Genomic DNA, 20,323 nt, shown 5'->3' with positions numbered 1-20,323 from the left:
ACGACACCTAGCGTCACGCACTGACAGCACACCTGACATAACTATAACCCTCAAGTAGAGGGTGAAGGTTTCACCCCGACGCCGACCCGCCGCCCCGCGGGTCGCGGACGGACCCCGTGGCCCCGGCCGCGACCGGCACAGAACGAGAGGCACCCACCGTGGCAGCTCCGCAGAACTACCTGGCGGTCATCAAGGTCGTCGGCATCGGCGGCGGCGGCGTCAACGCCGTGAACCGCATGATCGAGGTCGGCCTCAAGGGTGTCGAGTTCATCGCCGTCAACACCGACGCCCAGGCCCTGCTCATGTCGGACGCCGACGTGAAGCTCGACGTCGGCCGCGAGCTCACCCGCGGCCTCGGCGCCGGCGCCGACCCCGAGGTCGGCAAGAAGGCCGCCGAGGACCACAAGGACGAGATCGAGGACGTCCTGCGGGGCGCCGACATGGTCTTCGTCACCGCGGGCGAGGGCGGCGGGACGGGCACCGGTGGCGCGCCGGTCGTCGCTCGGATCGCTCGCTCGCTGGGCGCCCTCACCATCGGTGTGGTCACGCGGCCGTTCACGTTCGAGGGCCGCCGCCGCTCCGTGCAGGCCGACAGCGGCATCGAGGCGCTGCGTGCCGAGGTCGACACGCTCATCGTCATCCCGAACGACCGGCTGCTGCAGATCTCCGACCGGTCCGTCTCGGTGCTCGACGCGTTCCACTCGGCGGACCAGGTCCTGCTCTCCGGTGTCCAGGGCATCACGGACCTCATCACCACGCCGGGCCTCATCAACCTCGACTTCGCCGACGTGAAGTCCGTCATGCAGGGTGCCGGCTCGGCCCTCATGGGTATCGGCTTCGCCCGCGGCGACGACCGCGCGGTGCAGGCGGCCGAGATGGCGATCTCCTCACCGCTGCTGGAGGCCAGCATCGACGGCGCCCACGGCGTCCTGCTGTCGATCCAGGGCGGCTCCGACCTCGGCCTCTTCGAGATCAACGAGGCGGCCCGTCTGGTGCAGGAGGCCGCGCACCCCGAGGCCAACATCATCTTCGGCGCGGTCATCGACGACGCCCTCGGCGACGAGGTGCGGGTCACGGTGATCGCGGCCGGGTTCGACTCGGGCTCACCGACGGTCCGACGCGACGCGCGCGCGCTCGGCCAGGTGAGCGGCAACTCCTCCGCCGCCCGGCAGGTGCCGTCGGTTGCCCCGCGCGTCCCGGCGCCGCGCCCGGTGCTCGACCCGGAGGAGCAGCTGGTGCCCGTCGGCGCGTACACGCCGAACCACGCCGCGCCGACGCAGCCCGACGTCCCGGCCTTCCTGTCCACCGAGGCCGAGCCGACGCCCATCACCGGCGCGCTGGAGGTGCCCCGGATCTTCACCGAGGACGCCCCCCGTCGCGACCGGGACCGCGACGAGCTGGACGTGCCCGACTTCCTCAAGTGAGCGGTCGCCCGCCGGGGACGGACGTCCCGCCCGTCGTCGAGGTCGACCTCGGTGCGGGCGTCCGCGCCGGGTTCAGCACGCGGGGCGGCGGCGTCAGCCGACCGCCGTACGACGCGCTGAACCTCGGCTACGCGGTCGGCGACGACCCGTCGGCCGTCGAGCGCAACCGGGCGGGGGTCGAGCGGTGGGCCCGTGCGCCGGTGGCGTACGCGACGCAGGTGCACGGCAGCCACGTCCTGGTCCTGTCGCGGCCGCCCGCACCCGGGTCCACGTCCGTGGGCGAGGCCGACGCGCTGGTGTCGACGTCGCCGGACGTCGCGGTCGCGGTGCTCGTGGCCGACTGCGTCCCGGTCCTGCTCGCGGATCCCGGGGCGGGCGTCGTGGCCGCCGTGCACGCCGGCCGCCGGGGGCTCGTGGCCGGGGTGGTGCAGGCGGCCGTCGCGACGATGGTCGAGCACGGCGCCTCGGTCGAGCGGGTGCGTGCCGCGATCGGTCCGGCGATCGCTGGACGGTCCTACGAGGTGCCCGCGGACCTGCAGGACGAGGTCACGGCCTCGGTCCCGGAGACGAGGGCGACGACGTCATGGGGGACCCCCGCGCTGGACCTGCCCGCCGGCGTCTCGGCGGTGCTGGGCGCCGCCGGTGTCGAGCAGGTCGTCCACCTGGCGAGGGACACCTGGACGGACCCGGCCCTCTTCTCGTTCCGGCGCTCGCAGCGCACGGGGCGGTTCGCCGGTGTGGTCCGGCCGCCGCGTGGAGCACCCCTGAGGTGAACACGGAACAACGCGTGGCCGTCGGGCGTGTCGCGAGGCGGGCGGAACGGCGGCGTTGCTAGCGTGACCGGCAGAGGGAGCCCATCGTCGCCGGCTGGACCGGCACGGGCTCCGGGATGGTCCGGAGGGATCCGGGGAGGGAGCCAACGCGATGGCCGGAGCGCTGCGCAAGACGATGCTGTACCTCGGCCTGGCCGACGACCGGTCGGAGCACGAGGAGTACCTCGAGGAGTTCGACGACCAGGAGGTCGCGGTGCCGCAGGAGTACGAGGCCCAGGTCACGCCGCTGCACCGGCCGACGCGCACGACCCTGCCCACGCAGGCCGCGCCGCAGGCCGCTCCGGTCGCCGGTGAGCTGCGGCGGATCACCACGATCCACCCGCGGTCCTACAACGACGCCCGCAAGATCGGTGAGGCGTTCCGCGAGGGCACCCCGGTGATCATGAACCTCACGGACATGGACGACGCGGACGCCAAGCGTCTGGTCGACTTCTCCGCGGGCCTGATCTTCGGGCTGCACGGCGCGATCGAGCGTGTGACGAGCAAGGTGTTCCTGCTCTCGCCCGCCCACGTCGAGGTCGCCGGCGAGGCCGCTGGTCCGGTCGCCGAGCCGCCGACGCGCGCAGGCTTCTACAACCAGAGCTGACGCGTGCAACTCGTCGCAGCACTGCTCTTCTACGTCGTCCTCGCGTTCTTCATCCTGCTGCTCATCCGGCTGGTGCTGGACTGGGTGCAGTTCTTCGCGCGGGACTGGCACCCCTCCGGCGTCGCGCTGGTGATCGCCGAGGCGACCTACACGGTGACGGATCCGCCGCTGAAGGCGTTGCGACGGATCCTCCCGCCGCTGACCATCGGGTCTATCCGCCTGGACCTGGCCTTCCTCGTGCTGGTGCTCGGCTGCTCCATCCTGATGAGCATCCTCAGCAGCATCTGATCCGACCCCCACGGCGTCTCTGCGCGTGTCGCGGGGACGTGCGGGCGCCGCATTCTCCGCTACCGTGGCCCGAGGCGGTCGGTGGACTGCCGCCGGCCCGACCCAGCACTACCGACTGAGGTGATGACGATGGCTCTGCTGACCGCAGACGAGGTCTTGAACAAGAAGTTCCAGGCCACGAAGTTCCGCGAGGGCTACGACCAGGACGAGGTCGACGACTTCCTGGACGAGGTCGTCAACACGCTGCGCGACCTGCAGGGTGAGAACGACGACCTGAAGACGAAGCTCGCCGCGGCCGAGCGCCGCATCGCCGAGCTGAGCCGTGCAGGCGCCCAGCAGGCCGCGCCGGCCCCGAAGCCCGAGCCCACGCCCGAGCCGGTCCCCGCTCCCGCCCCGGTGCTCGCCGCGCCGGTCGCGCAGCAGGCGCCCGTCGTCGCGCCGGTGCAGGGCGGCCAGCGCACGAGCGAGCCGGAGTCCGCCACCGGGATGCTCGCCCTGGCCCAGAAGCTGCACGACGACTACGTGCGCAGCGGCCAGGAGGAGTCCGACCGTCTGGTCGGCGAGGCCAAGAGCCAGGCCAACCGCATCGTCCGCGAGGCCGAGGAGACGTCGCAGCGCACGCTCGGCCAGCTGGAGCAGGAGCGGTCGCTGCTCGAGCGCAAGATCGACGAGCTGCGGGTGTTCGAGCGCGACTACCGGACCCGCCTCAAGAGCTACCTGGAGAACCTGCTGGGCGACCTGGACAACCGGGGCAACGCGTTGCCGCCCCGCTCGGGTCAGCCGCAGACGGTCGGAGACGGCCAGAACCTCTGACAGCCTTCCCCGGCGACCACCCGCCGGAACTGATGCGCCCTGCATCACCACAGGTCAGGCCGACAATTCCGACACGCCACGCCGGGTTTCACCCGGCGTGGCGTGTTGTGTCCCTGACTTCACCCGCATACAGTCGCGTGACTTCGAGGACAGGGGGGCCCGCTCGTGGCCATGAATGACGCGCTCAGCGCGGTCGACGTCAGCACGGATATCAAGGACCTGACCAAGCTGGTCAAGCAGTTCCCGGTGCGGGACGGCGAGAAGCCGTGGACCGCCCGCGAGGTGAAGGACATCGCCGACGAGCTGACCAGCGACATCGACCGGCTGACGAGCGAGCTCGCCGCCGCCGACGCGGAGCTGTCGGACCTGCTGCGCAACTCCGGCGACGGCGCGGGGGACGACCAGGCCGACTCCGGCTCGTCGGCGCTCGAGCGTGAGCAGGAGCTCACGCTGGTGAACAACACCCGGGACCTGCTCGCGCAGACCACCCGCGCCCTGTCGAGGATCTCCGCCGGCACGTTCGCCACGTGCGAGTCGTGCGGCAAGGCCGTCGGCAAGGCGCGCGTCCAGGCATTCCCGCGGGCGACCCTCTGCGTGGAGTGCAAGCAGCGCGAAGAGCGTCGCTGACGCGCACGTAGACTCCTGCGGTGCCCACCACCACGGACGACCAGCCTGACGCGCCTGCGAGCACCCGTCGGCGCGCCCTGCTGATCACGCTCTTCTCGATCTCCGCCGTCGTGCTGGTCCTCGACCAGGTGTCGAAGGCGTGGGCGATCAGCTCGCTGGTCGAGGGTGAGCGTCGGGACCTGGTGGGCGACCTGCTGGGTCTGCAGCTGGTGTTCAACCCCGGCGCGGCGCTGTCGATCGCGACGGGGATGACCTGGCTGCTCACCATCGTGGCGGCCGCGGTCATCGTGGTGGTGGTCCGCGCGAGCCGGCGTATCGGGTCGCGGGCCTGGGCCGTCGCGCTGGGCCTGCTGCTCGGAGGCGCGCTCGGGAACCTGGTCGACAGGCTCGTCCGCGAGCCGGGGATCGCCCGGGGGCACGTCGTCGACTTCATCGCGTACGCCGACTGGTTCGTCGGGAACGTCGCGGACATCGCGATCGTGTCCGCGGCCGTCCTCGTCGTGATCCTCGCCGCGCGGGGGGTGCACATCGACGGCACGCGCGACGGTCAGCAGCAGCCGGAGACTGACGACGAGAGCGCGACCGACCCGGCCGATCTCGACCAGGACGCCGCCGCGCCGACCGCCGCGACCGCCGTCGCCCCCCCGACGAGCACCGAGCAGAATGCCTGACACGCGCGCGATGCCCGTGCCGGACGGGCTGGTCGGCGAGCGGGTCGACGCGGCGCTGGCCCGGCTGCTCGGCCTGTCGCGCACGCGGGCCGCGGAGATCGCCGAGGCCGGGGGCGTGCAGCTCGACGGCAAGGAGCTGGGCAAGTCCGACCGGCTGTCCGCCGGCGGGTGGCTCGAGGTCGAGATCCCGGACGTCGTCCCGGCGCAGACGATCGAGGTCGTCGCGGAGCCGGTGCCCGGCATGCGGATCGTGTACGACGACGACGACCTGGTGGTCATCGACAAGCCCGTCGGCGTCGCCGCGCACCCGTCGCCGGGCTGGACGGGCCCGACCGTCGTCGGTGCGCTCGTGGCCGTCGGCTACCGCATCTCGACGTCGGGGGCCGCGGAGCGGCAGGGGATCGTGCACCGTCTGGACGCCGGCACGTCCGGCCTGATGGTCGTCGCCAAGTCCGAGCACGCGTACACCGTGCTCAAGCGGGCGTTCAAGGAGCGCACGGTCGAGAAGGTCTACCACGCGCTCGTGCAGGGCCATCCGGAGCCGACCACCGGCACCATCGACGCCCCCATCGGCCGACACCCCAGCTCGGACTGGAAGTTCGCGGTCGTCGCGGACGGCAAGCCGTCGGTCACGCACTACGAGGTGCTCGAGATGCTGCCCGCGGCCTCCCTGGTCGAGGTCCACCTGGAGACGGGTCGCACCCACCAGATCCGCGTGCACTTCGCTGCGACGAGGCACCCCTGCGTCGGTGACCTCATGTACGGGGCGGACCCGGCGCTCGCCGCACGGGTGGGGCTGGGACGGCAGTGGCTGCACGCCATGCGCCTCGGGTTCCACCACCCGACCACCGGCGAGTGGCTGGAGCTGACCAGCGAGTACCCGGAGGACCTGTCGCGGTCGCTGGCGGTGCTGCAGGACGGGTACGCGTGAGCGTGCGCGTCGTCCGGGTGGAGACGCCCGAGCAGCGCGCGGCCATGACCGCGATCCGCATGGCCGTGTTCGTGCAGGAGCAGAACGTGGCTCCCGAGCGCGAGATGGACGCGCTCGACGACGACCCGGCGACGCTGCACGTCCTTGCGCTCGGCGACGACGGCTCGGCGCTCGGCACCGCCCGGCTCCTGCCGCCGCACCACGCCGGTGAGCCTGCCCACATCGGTCGGGTCGCCGTGAGCGCCACCGCCCGGGGCCTCGGCGTCGGTGCGGTGCTGATGACCGCCCTCGAGGCCGCGGCGCTGGAGCGGTTCGGGGACGTCGTGGACGGCGTCCGCACGGTGTCGGTCGAGCTCAGCGCGCAGGAGCAGGCGCTCGGTTTCTACGCAAGACTCGGCTACGTCGCGCGTGAGGAGCGGTACCTCGACGAGGCCATCTGGCACCGCGACGCGGTGAAGGTCGTGTCGGCTCCGGCGTAGGTCACGACACGCCTCAGGGCGACACGCCGTGCACCCTGGCGACACGGTCGGCGGCGGTCTGGGTGTCGGTGCGGGCACGTAGGATCGCCCGCATGGCATCAGCTGGAGGCTCCGACTTCGTCCACCTCCACGTGCACACCGAGTACTCGATGCTCGACGGCGCGGCGCGCCTGGACGACCTGTTCACCGAGGCCAACCGGCTCGGTCAGACGGCTGTCGCCATCACCGACCACGGGTACCTGTTCGGGGCGTTCGACTTCTGGCAGAAGGCCCGCAGCCACGGCATCAAGCCGATCATCGGCGTCGAGGCGTACGTCACGCCGGGCACCAGCCGGTTCGACCAGAACCGCGTGCGGTGGGGCGAGTCGCACCAGGCGGCCGACGACGTCTCGGCGCGCGGCGCGTACACGCACATGACGTTGCTGGCCAAGTCCACGAAGGGGATGCACAACCTCTTCCGGATGTCGTCGCTGGCGTCGCTCGAGGGCCAGATGGGCAAGTGGCCGCGCATGGACCGCGAGCTGCTCAGCACCTACAGCGACGGGCTCATCGCGACCACCGGCTGCCCGTCGGGCGAGGTGCAGACGCGCATCCGGCTGGGCCAGTTCGACGAGGCCGTGCGGGCCGCGGGCGAGATGCAGGACCTGTTCGGCAAGGAGAACTACTACGTCGAGCTGATGGACCACGGGCTCGAGATCGAGACGCGGGTCATCAAGGACCTGCGGCGGCTCGCCGAGTCGATCGGGGCCCCCGTCGTCGCGACGAACGACCTGCACTACACGAAGCACGAGGACAGCCACGCGCACGAGGTGCTGCTGTGCGTCCAGTCGGGCTCGACCCTGGCCGACCCCGACCGGTTCAAGTTCGACACCGACCAGTTCTACCTGAAGTCCGCCGAGGAGATGCGGCGCACGTGGGCGGAGATCCCGGAGGCCTGCGACAACACGGTCCTCATCGCGGAGCAGTGCGAGGTGGAGTTCAACACCGACGCCAACTTCATGCCGAACTTCCCCGTCCCGGCGGGGGAGAGCGAGGACTCCTGGTTCATCAAGGAGGTCGAGACCGGCCTGCAGAAGCGGTACCACGGGACGATCCCGTCGGACGTCCGCACGCAGGCCGAGTACGAGACGGGCGTCATCACCCAGCTCGGGTTCTCCGGCTACTTCCTCGTCGTCGCCGACTTCATCAACTGGGCCAAGGACCAGGGCATCCGCGTGGGCCCCGGCCGTGGGTCCGCCGCCGGCTCGATGGCGTCGTACGCGATGGGCATCACCGAGCTGGACCCGCTCGAGCACGGCCTGATCTTCGAGCGGTTCCTCAACCCCGAGCGCGTGTCCTGGCCCGACGTCGACGTCGACTTCGACGAGCGTCGGCGCGGTGAGGTCATCCGGTACGTGACGGACAAGTACGGCGAGGACCGCGTCGCCCAGATCGTCACGTACGGCACGATCAAGGCCAAGCAGGCGCTCAAGGACGCATCCCGCGTGCTCGGCTTCCCGTTCGCGATGGGGGAGAAGCTCACCAAGGCGATGCCGCCCGCGGTGATGGGCAAGGACATCACGCTGTCGGGCATCTACAACCCGCAGGACGCCCGCTACGCGGAGGCCGACGAGTTCCGCCAGGTGGTGCAGGCCGACCCCGAGGCGCAGCGCGTGCTGGAGACCGCGAAGGGGCTGGAGAACCTCAAGCGGCAGTGGGGCGTGCACGCGGCCGGCGTCATCATGTCGAGCGAGCCCCTCGTGGACATCGTGCCGATCATGCGGCGCCCCCAGGACGGCGCGATCATCACGCAGTTCGACCAGCCGGGGTCCGAGGCCCTGGGCCTGATCAAGATGGACTTCCTCGGTCTGCGCAACCTCACGATCCTCGACGACGCGCTCGAGAACATCGAGATGAACGGCAAGCCGGCCATCAAGATCGAAGAGGTCCCGCTCGACGACCCGGCGACCTACGAGCTCCTCGGCCGCGGCGACACCCTGGGGGTGTTCCAGCTCGACGGCGGTCCCATGCGGTCGCTGCTGCGCCAGATGCGTCCCGACAACTTCGAGGACATCTCGGCCGTCATCGCGCTGTACCGCCCGGGCCCGATGGGGATGAACTCCCACATCAACTACGCGCTGCGCAAGAACGGTCTGCAGAAGGTGGAGCCCATCCACCCCGAGCTGGAGGCGCCGCTCGAGGAGGTCGTGGGCATCACCCACGGGCTGATCGTCTACCAGGAGCAGGTGCAGCGCGCCGCGCAGAAGCTGGCCGGCTACACGCTGGGCCAGGCCGACCTGCTGCGCCGCGCGATGGGCAAGAAGAAGAAGGAGGTCCTGGACAAGGAGTTCGTCCCCTTCCAGGCCGGCATGCGCGAGCGCGGCTACTCGGACGCGTCCATCCAGGCCGTCTGGGACGTGCTGGTGCCGTTCGCCGGGTACGCCTTCAACAAGGCGCACTCCGCCGCGTACGGCGTCATCTCCTACTGGACCGCCTACCTCAAGGCGAACTACCCGACCGAGTACATGGCGGGACTGCTCACCAGCGTCCGCGACGACAAGGACAAGTCGGCGCTGTACCTGGGTGAGTGCCGGCACATGGGCATCACCGTCCTGGCTCCGGACGTGAACTCGTCGTCGGCCAACTTCACGGCCGTCGGCAAGGACATCCGCTTCGGGCTGACGGCTATCCGCAACGTCGGCGCCAACGTGGTCGACGCGATCGTGCGAGCGCGCGAGGAGAAGGGCGCGTTCACGTCCTTCACCGACTTCCTGGACAAGGTGCCCGCGGTCGTCTGCAACAAGCGGACCATCGAGTCGCTGATCAAGGCCGGGGCGTTCGACTCGCTCGGCCACGCGCGGCGCGCGCTGCTGCTGGTCCACGAGCAGGCTGTCGACTCGGTGATCGGGGTGAAGCGCAAGGAGGCGGAGGGCCAGTTCGACCTGTTCGCGGACCTCATGGGCGGTGACGACGGCGGGCAGGGCTTCGCGGTCGTCGTGCCGGACCTCCCCGACTGGGACAAGAAGCAGCGCCTGGCGTTCGAGCGGGAGATGCTCGGCCTGTACGTCTCGGACCACCCGCTGTCGGGGCTCGAGCACGTGCTCGCCGCCGCGGCGGACGTGTCGATCGCCACGCTGCTGCAGGACGAGCAGCGCCCGGACGGCTCGACGGTCGTCATCGCCGGCCTCATCACGTCGCTGCAGCGCAAGATGTCGAAGCAAGGCAACCCGTGGGCCGCGGTCACGATCGAGGACATGGAGGCCTCGGTCGAGATCATGTTCTTCGGCGAGACCTACCTGGCGTACTCCACGGCGCTGGCCGAGGACGCGGTCGTGGTGGTCCGCGGTCGGGTCCGGCGGCGCGACGAGACCATGCAGCTGCAGGCCATGGAGGTGTCGCTGCCGGACGTGTCGCAGGCGGCCGACGCACCCGTCGTGGTGTCGATGGCGGTCTCGCGGTGCACGCCGCCGGTGGTGGAGCGGTTGCGGGAGGTGCTGTCCACGCACCCGGGCGTGACGGAGGTTCACCTGCGCCTGACCAGCCCCGGTCGGGCGACCGTCATGCGACTGGACCACGGGCTGCGCGTCGAACGGTCGCCGTCCCTGTTCGGGGATCTGAAGGCGCTGCTCGGGCCTAGCTGCCTGGCGTCCTGACCAGCCACGCGAGCACCTCGGCCGCGTGCCGGTCGGGCGGGAAGACGGGGTAGAAGACCTTCTCGACGACGCCGTCGCGCACCACCATCGTGAGCCGGCGCAGCAGCGTCCGGCCGGCGGCGTCGAACGTGGGCAGGTCCATCGCGCGCGTGACGGCGAGGGCCGCGTCGCTCAGCATCGCGAACGGCAGGTGCAGGCGCTCTACGGCCTCGCGCTGGTACGCCGTGTCCTGCGTCGACAGCCCGTAGACCGCTGCCGCACCGGCGGCGAGCAGGTCGGCGTGGTGGTCGCGGAACGCGCACGCCTCAGCGGTGCAGCCGCGCGCACCGGGGATGGCGTCCCAGTCGTCGGGCAGGTCGGTGCCCGGTCGGCCGGTGAGCGGGTAGGCGTAGAGGACCGTGCGGCCGGGACCCAGGGTGTCGAGGGTGACGGTCGACCCGTCGGTCGCGGGAAGGCCGAGCGCCGGCAGCCGTGCTCCGGCCAGGTGGTCGGCCGCGCCGTCTGCGGCGGGGGCGGGCAGGTCGTCCGGGAGGCGGCTGAGGTCCACGGGCCGAGGCTAACGGGCCTGTTCATATAGCAGTTGCGTTATATAACCGAGAGTGGAAGTATCGGCCGTGTGCAGGTGATGGATGCGTTGGGAGACCCGGTCCGGCGGCGGCTCGTCGAGCTGCTCGCCGACGGTGGACGCAGCGCCGGGCAGCTGGCCAGCGCGGTCGGGGCGGAGTTCGGCATCAGCCAGCCCGCCGCGTCGCGCCACCTGCGCGTCCTGCGCGAGGCCGGCGTCGTGGACTCGGTGCCGCACGGTGCGGTCCGGCTCTACTCGGTCCGGCCCGAGGCGCTCGACGAGGTCGAGGTCTGGGCGCGGCGCATCCGCCGGTTCTGGGACGGGCACCTGGACGCGTTGGAGACCGAGGTCGCCCGCGGGGCGCGGAAGCGGAGGATGCGAGATGACGACTGACCTGTGGGGGGTGCTGACACCGACGCCGACCGGCACGACGGTCCGGTTCGAGCGGCGGTACGCCACGACGCCCGAGGACCTCTGGTCGTGCGTGACCGACCCCGAGCGGCTGGCCCGCTGGCTCGGCCCGGTCTACGGGGACCTGGTCGTGGGCGGCCGGTACGAGCTGCGGATGGGCGAGGACGTCGCCGGGTCGGACCAGAACGCGACCGGCGAGATCCTCGCGTGCGACGCACCGCGCCGGATGGTGCTGGTGTGGCAGTTCCCCGGCGAGCCCGAGAGCAGGGTGACGGTCGACATCGCCGGCGACGACGACGGAGCGCTCCTCGTGCTGGAGCACCTGGACCTGGAGGAGGCGGCGGCTCGCGGCTACGGCGGGGGGTGGCACGCCTCGCTGGACCAGCTCGACGACCACGTCGCCGGCCGGGCGGTCCGTGACTGGGACGACCTCTTCGCCGCCGCGCTGCCGCGGTACCGGCAGGCCTGAGGTCAGCCGACCGTGGCCTCCTTGTAGCCCGTCGGCAGGTCGACCTCGACCACGTCGCCCTTGACCAGCTGACGGCCGCGCCGGGTCTCGTCCTCACCGTTCACCGTGACGGCCCCGTCCTCCAGGAGCTCGCGGGCGTGCGCGCCGGAGTCGGCGAGGTCCGCCAGCTTGAGGAACTGGCCGAGCCGGATCGAGTCGTCGGAGATGGGGACCTCGGCCGAGGAAGCAGTCATGGGAGCAGTCTGCCTCCCCGCAGCACTGTGGCGCAGCGCACGGCCCGGCCCGTGGTCGTGGTCAGGCCACGTGCTGGCGTCCGTCCTATGCTCGGGAACGTGATCACCCGCATCGACCTGCGCGGTCGCGCCCTGTCGCGTCGCGAGCTCCTGGACGAGCTTCCTCGTGCCGAGGTCGACGTCGAGCACGCTGCCGAGATCGTCGCACCCATCCTGGCCGCCGTCCGTGCCCGCGGGGCAGCGGAGCTGCGCGACCTCGCGGAGCGCTTCGACGGCGTGCGCCCGGAGCACCTGCGCGTCCCCGCGGACGTGATCACCGCCGCGGTCGGCGCGCTCGACCCGGACGTCCGGTCCGCGCTCGAGGAGACCATCCGCCGCGTCCGGCAGGTGCACGGCGCCCAGCGACCGGCCGACTTCACCGTCGAGCTCGCCCCCGGTGCGCAGGTGCGCCAGCGCTGGCTGCCCGTGCGCCGCGTCGGCCTCTACGTCCCGGGCGGGCTCGCCGTGTACCCCTCGTCCGTGGTGATGAACGTCGTCGCCGCCCAGGCAGCCGGTGTCGGGTCGCTGGCCGTGGCGTCGCCCCCGCAGAAGGACCAGGGCGGTCTGCCGGACCCGGTCGTCCTGGCCACGTGCGCGCTGCTCGAGATCGACGAGGTCTACGCCGTCGGCGGGGCCCAGGCGGTCGGGATGTTCGCCTACGGCGCCGCCGGTTCGGACGCCGTCGACGGCGACACCCTCTGCGAGCCGGTCGACGTCGTCACCGGACCCGGCAACGTCTACGTCGCCGCCGCCAAGCGGCTGGTGCGGGGGATCGTCGGCATCGACGCCGAGGCGGGCCCGACCGAGATCGCGATCCTGGCTGACGGCACCGCCGACGCCACGCACGTCGCCGCCGACCTCGTCTCCCAGGCCGAGCACGACCCGCTGGCCGCCGCCGTGCTGGTGACGCCGTCCGTCGAGCTGGCGGGCGCGGTCGAGGCCAAGCTCGTCGACCGCGTGGACGCCACGATGCACCGGGAGCGCGTCTCGACGGCGTTGCGCGGCGAGCAGTCAGCGATCGTCCTCGTCGACGACTTGGAGCAGGGCCTCGACGTGGTGAACGCCTACGGCGCGGAGCACCTGGAGATCCAGACGGTCGGAGCGGCGGCGCTCGCCGAGCGCGTGACCAGCGCCGGGGCGATCTTCGTCGGTGCCTACTCGCCCGTCTCGCTGGGCGACTACATGGCCGGGTCCAACCACGTCCTGCCGACCGGGGGCTGCGCGCACTTCGCGAGCGGTCTCGGGGTGCACTCGTTCCTGCGCGCCGTCCAGGTGATCGAGTACGACGCCGACGCGCTCTCGGACGTCGCGGACAAGATCGTCGCGCTCGCCGACGCCGAAGGACTCCCCGCGCACGGCGAGGCGGTGCGGGCCAGATTCTGAGGTACTCCACCCGCGCGCCGGTGGCCGTACGCCCCGACCTCGCACCCGCGACCACCGCCCATCGTCGAGAGGACAGCCTGTGACAGGCAACGCGACGTTCCGCCATCGTGACGTCGCGCTCCTGGCCGTCGTCGGCATCGAGGCACCCGTCGTGGTGCCCTCGACGGTCTTCGACGAGCGCCTCGCACCGACCCTGCAGCGGCTCCGCCTCCCGCGCGGCCTGCTCTCCCGCGTGGCCGGCGTGCACGAGCGTCGCTGGTGGGACGAGGAGATGACGTTCGACGACGCCGCCACCGCGGCCGGTGCGAAGGCGCTGGCCGAGGCGGGCATCGACGCGGGCGACGTCGGTCTGCTCATCAACACGTCCGTCACCCGGACGTTCCTCGAGCCGTCGGTCGCCTCCCGCATCCACTCCGGCCTGTCCCTGCCGTCGAGCGCGCTCGGCTTCGACCTGACCAACGCGTGCCTCGGCTTCGTCAACGGCATGACGCTCGCGGCGCAGCTGATCGACTCGGGGCAGGTCCGGTACGCGGTCATCGTCAACGGCGAGGACCCGCGCCCGACGCAGGAGGCCACGCTGGACCGGCTCACCGCGCCGGGGACCACCCGCGAGCAGTTCCTCGAGGAGTTCGCGACGCTCACGCTCGGCGCGGGCGCCGCAGCAGCCGTCCTCGGTCCGGCGCACCTGCACCCCGGAGCGCACCGGCTCGTCGGCGGCGTCGCCCGCTCCGCGACGCAGCACCACGAGCTGTGCGTCGGTGGCGTCGAGGGCATGAAGACGGATCCGGCCGGGCTCCTGGCCGGCGGGCTCGAGCTCGTGGTGGACGCCTGGAACGAGGCGCAGCCGGAGTGGGACTGGGCGGGCGTCGACCGCATCGTCACGCACCAGGTCTCCTCCGTGCACACCGGCTCGATCGTCGACGCGCTGGGCCTGGACGTCGACAAGGTGCCGACGACGTTCCCGCGCTGGGGCAACGTCGGTCCGGCCGCGCTGCCGATGACGCTGGCGGCCCAGGCGGACTCGCTGCGCACGGGGGACCGGGTGCTGTGCATGGGCGTCGGCTCCGGCCTGCACACCGCGATGGCCGAGATCGTCTGGTGACGGGGGCGTCGAGACCACCCGCGGACGTCCTGGCAGCCGGGGGGATCGACCCGCGCTGGTCCCGGACCCTCGAGGTGGGACCGCGGTCGTGGCACCTGCTCGACAACGGCCCGACGCTGGACGCCGAACCCGTCGGCACCCTGCTGTGCGTGCACGGCAACCCGACGTGGTCGTTCCTGTGGCGCCGCCTGCTCGCCGCCGGTGCGCGGGCGGAGCGCCCCTGGCGCGTCGTCGCCGTCGACCAGCTCGAGATGGGCTACTCGGAGCGGACCGGCGAGCAGCACCGCCTGGCCGGCCGGGTCGCCGACCTCGGCGCACTGACCGACCACCTGGGGCTCGCCGGACCCGTCGTGACGGTCGGGCACGACTGGGGCGGTCTGGTCAGCCTCGGCTGGGCGCTCGACCACCCCGACCTGCTGGCCGGTGTCGTGCTCACCAACACGGCCGTGCACCACGAGCCCGCCGACACGCTGCCGGCCCCGCTGCGCGTCGCGACGGCACGCGGCGTCCTGCCGGTGGGCACGGTCACCACCCCGGCGTTCCTGGAGACCACGCTCGCGCTCGCCCACCCGCGGCTGGAGCCCGCGGTCGCCGACGGCTTCCGCGCGCCCTACCGGACCGCCGAGCGGCGCTCCGGCATCGGCGGGTTCGTCGCCGACATCCCCGCCGCCGCCGACCACCCGAGCCGCCCGGAGCTCGACCGGATCGCCGCGGGCATCCCGGACCTCGACGTCCCGGTCCTCCTGCTGTGGGGTCCGCGCGACCCGGTGTTCTCCGCCCGGTACCTGCGGGACCTGCGCGAACGCCTGCCGCACGCGGACGTGCACCGCTTCGAGGGCGCCGGCCACCTGGTGGTCGAGGACGCGGACGTCGCCGGCGCGGTCCTGCGCTGGCTGGACACGCGCGACGCCCCTGACGCACCGACGGCGTCCGACGAGCCCTACCGAGCACTCGGGGCCACCCTCGAGGAGCGGGCCGGCGACGACGGCACCGCCCTGATCGAGCTGGCCGGCCCCCGGTCGCGCCGGGTGACGTGGGCGGCGCTCGCGGCCCGGACGGAGCAGCTGGCCCGCGGGCTCGCGGCGAGCGGCGTGCGACCGGGCGATCGGGTCGCCCTCCTCGTGCCGCCGGGGGCGGACCTGACGGCCGTGCTCTACGCGTGCCTGCGGCTCGGGGCGGTGGTCGTCGTCGCTGACGCCGGGCTCGGGGTCCAAGGGCTGACCCGCGCGGTCCGCGCCGCGGACCCGACCGTCGTCATCGGCATCGAGAGGGCCCTGGTGGCCGCGCGATGGTTGCGCTGGGCCCCGACCCTGGTCAGCGCCGGACCCCTGCGCGCCGGGGTGGCCCGGTCGCTGGGGGTCAGCGCGTCCCTGGACGACCTCGCCGCCCTCGGCCGAAGCTCCACCGAAGAGCTCGCGTGGCCCAACCCCGACGCGGACGCGGCGGTCCTGTTCACCTCGGGGTCGACCGGTCCCGCCAAGGGCGTCGTCTACACGCACCGTCGGCTCGCCGCGATGCGCGACGTCGTCGCCCGTACCTACGGCATCGGCCCGGACAGCCCGCTCGTCGCGGCCTTCGCGCCGTTCGTGCTGCTCGGTCCCGCGCTGGGCGCGACGAGCGCCAGCCCGGACATGGACGTCACGTCGCCCGGCACGCTCACGGCCCGGGCGCTGGCCGAGGCCGTCCGCGCGATCGACGCCGCGGTCGTCTTCGCGTCACCCGCGGCGCTGCGCTCGGTGGTCCGCACCGCCGACGGGTCGGAGCTCGCCGCGCTCGCGGACGTCCGGCTGTTCCTGTCCGCCGGTGCGCCCGTCGGTCTGGACCTGCTCGAGGCCGCCGCGACCCTGATGCCGTCGGCGCACGCGCACACGCCGTACGGCATGACGGAGGCGCTCGTCGTCGCCGACATGTCGCTCGACGAGCTGCGCGACCTCGGCGCCGGGGACGGCGTGTGCGTCGGGCGACCGGTCGCGGGCGTCCGGGTCGCGCTCAGCGCGCTCGACGCGGGCGGCGAGCCGACAGGCGCGCCCGACCACCAGGCCGGTGTCACCGGGGAGGTGCTCGTCGCGGCCGCCCACGTCAAGGACCGGTACGACGCCCTCTGGGTCACCCAGCAGGCGTCCGCCCGGGACGCGGGCTGGCACCGCACGGGCGACGTGGGTCACCTGGACCCGGACGGCCGGCTCTGGATCGAGGGCCGGCTCGCGCACGTGCTGGTGACGGCCGACGGCGTCCGGACCCCCGTCGGGCTGGAGCAGCGGGCGCAGACGGTCGACCAGGTCGTGTCCGCCGCCGTGGTCGGGGTGGGGCCGCGCGGCGCGCAGCAGGTCGTCGTGGTCGTCCAGCCGGAGGTCTGGTCCCACGGCCCGGTCGTCGCGGACCCCGTCCTGGCCGCCGCGGTCCGCGCGGCGCTCGACGGCACCGCCGTCGCCGCGGTGCTGGTCGTGGAGCAGCTGCCGACGGACGTCCGGCACAGCTCGAAGATCGACCGCACCCGGGTGGCGGCGTGGGCCGAGCGCGTCCTGGCGGGGGAGCGGGCGCGGCTGTGAGCCGCCTGCTGGTCACGGGGGCGAGCGGCATGCTCGGGCGGGCGGTCGCCGCACGGCTCGTCGCGGACGGCCACGACGTCCGCACGCTGCAGCGCAGCGCGTCGCGGGTCGCCGGTGCGCACGACATCGGCGGCTCGATCACCGACGCCGGGTGCGTGCGGTCCGCGCTGCGTGACCGCGACGCGGTCGTGCACCTGGCGGCCAAGGTCACGATCACGGGACCGCTCGCCCAGTTCGAGGAGGTCAACGTCGGCGGGACCCGGCTGCTCCTCGACGAGGCACGGGCCGCGGGCGTGGCGCGCTTCGTGCACGTCTCGACGCCGTCGGTCGCGCACCACGGCCGGTCGTTGACGGGTGCGGGCGCCGGCCCGGCCGACCCCGGGCACGCGCGCGGCAGCTACGCGCGGACCAAGGCCACCGCCGAGCTCCTGGCGCTCGCGGCGGACGACCCGGCCGGTCTGCGTGTCATCGCCGTCCGACCGCACATCGTGTGGGGGCCGGGCGACACCCAGCTGGTCGGTCGGATCGTGGACCGGGCCCGGTCGGGCCGCCTGCCGGTGCTCGGCGACGGTGCCGCGCTCATCGACACGACCTACGTCGACAACGCGGTGGACGCCCTGGTGGCGGCCCTGGACGCCGACGTGGCCGCCTACGGCTCGCCGTACGTCGTCACCAACGGGGAGCCCCGTCCGGTCGTCGAGCTCCTCGCGGGCATCTGCGCGGCGAGCGGCGTGCCGGTCCCGCGGCGGCACGTCCCCGCCGGCCTGGCACGGGCCGCGGGGTCGGTCCTCGACGTCGCGTGGCGCACGTTCCCCCTGGCCGGCGAGCCGCCGCTGACCCGCTTCGTCGCCGAGCAGCTCTCCACCGCGCACTGGTTCGACCAGCGTCGGACGCGCGACGCGCTCGGCTGGACGCCCCTGGTCGGTCTGGACGAGGGACTGGAGCGGCTGGCGGGGTGGACGGCGCGACAGGCTCCCGCCGTGGCTCCTTAGACTCTGCCGGGTGACCTCTGACCTCGCCCGCGGCGCGCTGCCGCTGCGCCCGGACCTGGCCGGGCTCGAGCCCTACGGCGCCCCTCAGCTGGACGTGCCGCACCTGCTCAACGTCAACGAGAACCCGTACGCGCCGGCCCCGGACGTCGTCGCCGACATCGCAGCGGCGGTCGCGACGGCCGCGTCGAGCCTGAACCGCTACCCCGACCGCGACTTCGAGGACCTCCGCGCCGACCTGGCCGGCTACCTGCGGGTGGAGTCCGGCGTCGAGCTGGCTCCCGAGCAGCTGTGGGCAGCCAACGGCTCGAACGAGATCATGCTGCACGTCCTGCAGGCGTTCGGTGGCCCGGGTCGCACCGTGCTCTCCTTCGCGCCCACCTACTCGATGTACCCCGAGTACGCCCGCGACACGTTCACGGGGTGGGTCACCGGCCGGCGCGAGGCGGACTTCACCCTCGACCCCGACGTCGCCCGCGCGTCGATCGCCGAGCACGCGCCGTCGGTCGTGCTGCTGGCCAGCCCGAACAACCCCACGGGGACGGCCCTGCCCGCCGCGACGGTGCTCGCGGTCCTCGACGCCGCGGCGCAGGTGCCGGGCGGCTGCGTGGTCGTCGTCGACGAGGCCTACGGCGAGTTCCGGCGGACGGGTGTCCCGTCCGCCCTCGAGCTGCTTGCCGACCACCCGCACCTCGCGGTGAGCCGGACCATGTCCAAGGCCTTCGGCCTGGCCGGGGCGCGCGTCGGCTTCCTCGCCGCGTCGCCCGCGCTGGTCGACGCCCTCCGCGTGGTCCGGCTGCCCTATCACCTGTCGGGCGTCACGCAGGCGGTCGCGCGCGCAGCGCTCCGGCACGCGCCCGCGCTCATGGCTCAGATCGGCTCGCTGCGTGACGAGCGTGACGCGCTCGTGGTCTGGCTGCGGGAGCGCGGCCTGACCGTCGCCGAGTCCGACGCGAACTTCGTGCTGTTCGGCCTGTTCGACGACCGCCACGCGATCTGGCAGGGTCTGCTCGACCGTGGCGTGCTGATCCGCGAGGTCGGACCGGACGGGTGGCTGCGGGTGTCGGTGGGCACGCCGCAGGACATGACGGCGTTCAAGGACGCCCTGAGCGAGGTGGCGGGACTGTGAGTGCAGCGAAGGGGCGTACCGCGCGCATCGAGCGTGCGACGAGCGAGTCGAGCGTGCTGGTCGAGCTCGACCTCGACGGCACCGGTCGCACGGACATCTCGACGACGGTGCCGTTCTACGACCACATGCTCACGGCCCTGGGCAAGCACTCGCTGATCGACCTCACGGTCAAGGCCACCGGGGACACCCACATCGACGCGCACCACACCGTCGAGGACGTCGCGATCACGATCGGTGAGGCGCTGCGGCAGGCGCTGGGCGACAAGCGGGGGATCTCGCGGTTCGGCGACGCCACGGTGCCGCTCGACGAGGCGCTCGCCCAGGCGGTCGTCGACGTGTCCGGCCGTCCGTACCTGGTGCACACCGGAGAGCCTCCCGGGCAGGAGTACCACCTGATCGGCGGGCACTTCACGGGCTCGCTCACCCGGCACGTGCTCGAGTCCATCGCGCACCACGCGGCGTTCAGCATCCACGTGCGGGTGCTCGCCGGCCGGGACCCGCACCACATCGTCGAGGCGCAGTTCAAGGCCCTCGCCCGGGCGCTGCGGTTCGCCGTCGCGCTCGACCCGCGGGTGGAGGGCATCCCGTCGACGAAGGGCGCGCTGTGATGGCCGACGAGAACCTGCCCGACGACTTCGAGGTCCCCGACGACCTGTCGTCGCTGCTGGACGGCCCGGCGGAGGACCCGTCGGTGGTCCTGGTGGTCACGCAGGTCGCCGCGCCCGCGCCCCTCGCGGCGGCCTGCGCCATCGCGAAGGTGGAGGTCGACGTCGTCCCGACGCCGATCGGTGCGATCGCGGCCCTGCGTGACCCGCGGGCTGCGGCGGACGGCGCGGCCGCGATCTCGAAGCTGCTGCGCACCGTCCCGGTGATCCTCCTGGAGCGGCGTGAGGGGCAGATCTCCGCGTCGCGCTGGGTGGCCGGGGACCGCGACGGCGACCTGCCCGCCGGGCTGGTGCTGTCCGACGCACCGCCCGTCCTCGAGGACCTGCTCCTCGGGTCGGTGCAGGCGAGCGACGTCGAGGGTGTCGTGACGAGCGTCGGCATGTCCCGCTGGCAGGCGATGCGCACCATCGCGAGCTCGGCCAAGCGCAAGTAGCCGCCCGCGAGCTCTTGTGAGCCCACGGTCGTCTCGCGGACCGGCGCCCGTTCCGGTCAGCCCCGCGGCCA

The 20,323-nt window shown here is 72.9% G+C and carries 21 protein-coding genes; 19 read left to right on the top strand and 2 right to left on the bottom strand.

Annotated features, from left to right (window positions below):
• Positions 1–158 precede the first annotated feature (158 nt).
• The 10 genes from ftsZ to dnaE all read left to right on the top strand — a co-directional run bounded on the left by ftsZ (position 159) and on the right by dnaE (position 10,284).
• Complete coding sequence (gene ftsZ / locus CXY01_RS05705; protein WP_146926148.1) at positions 159–1,424, top strand: cell division protein FtsZ; 1,266 nt, start codon at positions 159–161, stop codon at positions 1,422–1,424.
• On the top strand, positions 1,421–2,197 hold the full coding sequence (gene pgeF, locus CXY01_RS05700; RefSeq protein WP_146926147.1) for a peptidoglycan editing factor PgeF: 777 nt from the start codon (positions 1,421–1,423) through the stop codon (positions 2,195–2,197). Before ftsZ ends, pgeF begins: the two co-directional genes overlap by 4 nt.
• Positions 2,198–2,348: 151 nt before the next feature.
• Complete coding sequence (locus tag CXY01_RS05695) at positions 2,349–2,843, top strand: cell division protein SepF (protein WP_146926146.1); 495 nt, start codon at positions 2,349–2,351, stop codon at positions 2,841–2,843.
• 3 nt (positions 2,844–2,846) lie between these two features.
• The gene (locus CXY01_RS05690; RefSeq protein ID WP_146926145.1) at positions 2,847–3,131 is read left to right on the top strand and encodes a YggT family protein; all 285 of its coding nucleotides are present in this window, start codon (positions 2,847–2,849) and stop codon (positions 3,129–3,131) included.
• A gap of 129 nt (positions 3,132–3,260) precedes the next feature.
• Positions 3,261–3,944: a DivIVA domain-containing protein gene (locus CXY01_RS05685; RefSeq protein WP_146926144.1), complete on the top strand. Its 684-nt coding sequence runs from the start codon at positions 3,261–3,263 to the stop codon at positions 3,942–3,944.
• 171 nt (positions 3,945–4,115) lie between these two features.
• Positions 4,116–4,571: a TraR/DksA family transcriptional regulator gene (locus CXY01_RS05680; RefSeq protein WP_146926143.1), complete on the top strand. Its 456-nt coding sequence runs from the start codon at positions 4,116–4,118 to the stop codon at positions 4,569–4,571.
• 20 nt (positions 4,572–4,591) lie between these two features.
• Positions 4,592–5,242, top strand: a complete 651-nt coding sequence (locus CXY01_RS05675) for a signal peptidase II (protein WP_146926142.1) — start codon at positions 4,592–4,594, stop codon at positions 5,240–5,242.
• Positions 5,235–6,173, top strand: a complete 939-nt coding sequence (locus CXY01_RS05670; RefSeq protein WP_146926141.1) for an RluA family pseudouridine synthase — start codon at positions 5,235–5,237, stop codon at positions 6,171–6,173. Before CXY01_RS05675 ends, CXY01_RS05670 begins: the two co-directional genes overlap by 8 nt.
• Positions 6,170–6,652 (top strand): GNAT family N-acetyltransferase, encoded by a 483-nt coding sequence (locus CXY01_RS05665; protein ID WP_246125082.1) that lies wholly within the window; start codon positions 6,170–6,172, stop codon positions 6,650–6,652. Before CXY01_RS05670 ends, CXY01_RS05665 begins: the two co-directional genes overlap by 4 nt.
• Positions 6,653–6,744: 92 nt before the next feature.
• Positions 6,745–10,284 (top strand): DNA polymerase III subunit alpha, encoded by a 3,540-nt coding sequence (dnaE, locus tag CXY01_RS05660; RefSeq protein ID WP_146926140.1) that lies wholly within the window; start codon positions 6,745–6,747, stop codon positions 10,282–10,284.
• On the opposite strand, the gene CXY01_RS05655 is transcribed toward dnaE, so the two are convergent.
• Positions 10,265–10,831 (bottom strand): peroxiredoxin, encoded by a 567-nt coding sequence (locus CXY01_RS05655; RefSeq protein WP_146926139.1) that lies wholly within the window; start codon positions 10,829–10,831, stop codon positions 10,265–10,267. The two genes, dnaE and CXY01_RS05655, sit on opposite strands and share 20 nt — an antisense overlap.
• A gap of 78 nt (positions 10,832–10,909) precedes the next feature.
• Here CXY01_RS05655 and CXY01_RS05650 point away from each other — a divergent pair, with 78 nt between their 5' ends.
• Together CXY01_RS05650 and CXY01_RS05645 are read left to right on the top strand one after the other, a co-directional pair.
• Positions 10,910–11,242, top strand: coding sequence for an ArsR/SmtB family transcription factor (locus CXY01_RS05650; protein WP_146926138.1), 333 nt, complete (start codon positions 10,910–10,912; stop codon positions 11,240–11,242).
• A complete protein-coding gene (locus CXY01_RS05645) occupies positions 11,232–11,729 on the top strand; it encodes an SRPBCC family protein (RefSeq protein WP_146926137.1) in 498 nt (165 codons plus the stop codon). Before CXY01_RS05650 ends, CXY01_RS05645 begins: the two co-directional genes overlap by 11 nt.
• A gap of 2 nt (positions 11,730–11,731) precedes the next feature.
• On the opposite strand, the gene CXY01_RS05640 is transcribed toward CXY01_RS05645, so the two are convergent.
• The gene (locus tag CXY01_RS05640; protein WP_146926136.1) at positions 11,732–11,962 is read right to left on the bottom strand and encodes an RNA-binding S4 domain-containing protein; all 231 of its coding nucleotides are present in this window, start codon (positions 11,960–11,962) and stop codon (positions 11,732–11,734) included.
• Positions 11,963–12,061: 99 nt separating this feature from the next.
• On the opposite strand from CXY01_RS05640, the gene hisD reads away from it, so the two are divergent.
• The 7 genes from hisD (at position 12,062) to CXY01_RS05605 (ending at position 20,252) form a co-directional block, all read left to right on the top strand.
• Positions 12,062–13,384: a histidinol dehydrogenase gene (gene hisD / locus CXY01_RS05635; protein ID WP_146926135.1), complete on the top strand. Its 1,323-nt coding sequence runs from the start codon at positions 12,062–12,064 to the stop codon at positions 13,382–13,384.
• Between the two features lie 79 nt (positions 13,385–13,463).
• On the top strand, positions 13,464–14,486 hold the full coding sequence (locus CXY01_RS05630) for a 3-oxoacyl-ACP synthase III (RefSeq protein WP_146926134.1): 1,023 nt from the start codon (positions 13,464–13,466) through the stop codon (positions 14,484–14,486).
• A complete protein-coding gene (locus CXY01_RS05625) occupies positions 14,483–17,035 on the top strand; it encodes an alpha/beta fold hydrolase (protein WP_246125080.1) in 2,553 nt (850 codons plus the stop codon). Before CXY01_RS05630 ends, CXY01_RS05625 begins: the two co-directional genes overlap by 4 nt.
• Positions 17,032–18,027, top strand: a complete 996-nt coding sequence (locus CXY01_RS05620; RefSeq protein WP_281285294.1) for an NAD-dependent epimerase/dehydratase family protein — start codon at positions 17,032–17,034, stop codon at positions 18,025–18,027. Before CXY01_RS05625 ends, CXY01_RS05620 begins: the two co-directional genes overlap by 4 nt.
• Before the next feature lie 10 nt (positions 18,028–18,037).
• Complete coding sequence (locus tag CXY01_RS05615) at positions 18,038–19,153, top strand: histidinol-phosphate transaminase (protein ID WP_146926132.1); 1,116 nt, start codon at positions 18,038–18,040, stop codon at positions 19,151–19,153.
• Positions 19,150–19,761 carry an imidazoleglycerol-phosphate dehydratase HisB gene (gene hisB / locus CXY01_RS05610; RefSeq protein WP_146926131.1) on the top strand — a complete coding sequence of 204 codons (612 nt, stop codon included), beginning with the start codon at positions 19,150–19,152 and terminating at the stop codon, positions 19,759–19,761. Before CXY01_RS05615 ends, hisB begins: the two co-directional genes overlap by 4 nt.
• On the top strand, positions 19,761–20,252 hold the full coding sequence (locus CXY01_RS05605; RefSeq protein ID WP_146926130.1) for a hypothetical protein: 492 nt from the start codon (positions 19,761–19,763) through the stop codon (positions 20,250–20,252). Before hisB ends, CXY01_RS05605 begins: the two co-directional genes overlap by 1 nt.
• The last annotated feature ends 71 nt before the right edge of the window (positions 20,253–20,323 follow it).

The organism is Cellulomonas xylanilytica (assembly GCF_007989805.1).
Taxonomy (GTDB): domain Bacteria; phylum Actinomycetota; class Actinomycetes; order Actinomycetales; family Cellulomonadaceae; genus Cellulomonas; species Cellulomonas xylanilytica.
Note: the sequence above shows the minus strand (reverse complement) of the source record. Positions and strands in the feature narration are given on the sequence as shown.

Bases quoted from the DNA above. Each gene is read 5' to 3' on its own strand.
- CXY01_RS05650 (WP_146926138.1), top strand. From the start codon at position 10,910: ATGGATGCGTTGGGAGACCCGGTCCGGCGGCGGCTCGTCGAGCTGCTC.
- CXY01_RS05695 (WP_146926146.1), top strand. From the start codon at position 2,349: ATGGCCGGAGCGCTGCGCAAGACGATGCTGTACCTCGGCCTGGCCGAC.
- dnaE (WP_146926140.1), top strand. From the start codon at position 6,745: ATGGCATCAGCTGGAGGCTCCGACTTCGTCCACCTCCACGTGCACACC.
- CXY01_RS05605 (WP_146926130.1), top strand. From the start codon at position 19,761: ATGGCCGACGAGAACCTGCCCGACGACTTCGAGGTCCCCGACGACCTG.
- CXY01_RS05685 (WP_146926144.1), top strand. From the start codon at position 3,261: ATGGCTCTGCTGACCGCAGACGAGGTCTTGAACAAGAAGTTCCAGGCC.
- CXY01_RS05640 (WP_146926136.1), bottom strand. From the start codon at position 11,962: ATGACTGCTTCCTCGGCCGAGGTCCCCATCTCCGACGACTCGATCCGG.
- CXY01_RS05670 (WP_146926141.1), top strand. From the start codon at position 5,235: ATGCCTGACACGCGCGCGATGCCCGTGCCGGACGGGCTGGTCGGCGAG.
- CXY01_RS05680 (WP_146926143.1), top strand. From the start codon at position 4,116: ATGAATGACGCGCTCAGCGCGGTCGACGTCAGCACGGATATCAAGGAC.
- CXY01_RS05645 (WP_146926137.1), top strand. From the start codon at position 11,232: ATGACGACTGACCTGTGGGGGGTGCTGACACCGACGCCGACCGGCACG.